This is a genomic window from Moorena sp. SIO3I6 (assembly GCF_010672095.1).
The window spans coordinates 1-1,160 of the sequence record NZ_JAAHHU010001567.1 but is presented as its reverse complement, the minus strand read 5'-3'; the positions used below and the strand labels follow the sequence as shown (position 1 = coordinate 1,160).

Below are 1,160 nucleotides of genomic sequence, written 5' to 3'. Positions count from 1 at the left end.
GATTCCCGATTCCCGATTCCCGATTCCCGATTCCCGATTCCCGATTCCCGATTCCCGATTCCCGATTCCCGATTCCCGATTCCCGATTCCCGATTCCCGATTCCCGATTCCCGATTCCCGATTCCCTCAATAACAATACTTCTTACTGTTATTCGGTTTAGGATGATATCTACCCTTGCGCAGGGCTCCGATTAGGGTGGATACGTAAACACAACGTTGAGTGGTGCTATTGTTCTTGGTGATTAGGGTGATTTGTCCCAATTGTCCGTTGGTGTTTCCTTTGTAGTTAAACTGGACTCGCCATACTCCAGTATTTGAACAGTCTCCCTTTGGTTTGGCTAGGGTAGTCTCGGATTTACCTTTCTTATTTTTGTCTTTGTAGATGGCGATGGTAGAGCTAAGGCTATGCCAATGGACTTGATCTAAAATGCATGTTTTTCCCATAGCTGGGTGAATTGACCACTGGACAATGCCATCTTTTTCTCGAAAGCTAGTTTGCCAGATGTCTTTGTCTCGTTTGGCGTTGCTTTGGGCAATCCGCATGGCTCGGTAAATTTCGTCTTGGGCAATGTTGAGCTGCAGATGATTGATAAAGGTGAGCCAGCTGGGGGTTGCGATCGCAGCCAATAGCCCAACGACCAACACTATCAGAATAGTTTCCAGTAGAGTGAATCCAGCGATCGCGCAGCGTGCGCGTAGCGCAATCGCATCACCTCGGGATTGATCGCCCTGTTGGCTATTGAATCGCATCGACTATCACCCTGATTGAAGTTTGACCTTTTTCCTTTCTAACCCACTCAGCACTATGTTGAAGAAGGACATCCCCCTTTTCTGTCAGTTTCTAGGGCACCCAAGATAGTTTTTATTTTTACACATCGCTGGGTAGCTTCAATAGGGTTGTCTTTCTCCTTAGAATTCGGAACAGCGACTACGATAGCTAAGCCAAATTCCTCTGAGTCAATTTGTGCATTTTTTATAACTCCCTGGTTATCAAAGGTAATTTTTCTCTCCTCTTTCAAAATCGATAATGTTGCCCCAGATTGGTTGTTACCAGTTAGGTTTGTTCCCACCCAAACTTGCTCTGGTTTTACACCTAAATCACCAACTAAACTCTGCCATTGAAAGTTTTCTGGTGTGTTATCTTTCCAGTCATTATCCTA

At 45.3% G+C, this 1,160-nt stretch carries 2 protein-coding genes; both read right to left on the bottom strand.

What is annotated here, in order from left to right:
- Positions 1-126: 126 nt before the first annotated feature.
- A complete protein-coding gene (locus tag F6K49_RS51275) occupies positions 127-750 on the bottom strand; it encodes a type II secretion system protein (protein ID WP_293066397.1) in 624 nt (207 codons plus the stop codon).
- Between the two features lie 53 nt (positions 751-803).
- Positions 804-1,070, bottom strand: a complete 267-nt coding sequence (locus F6K49_RS51270; protein WP_293110622.1) for a hypothetical protein — start codon at positions 1,068-1,070, stop codon at positions 804-806.
- Positions 1,071-1,160: the final 90 nt, after the last annotated feature.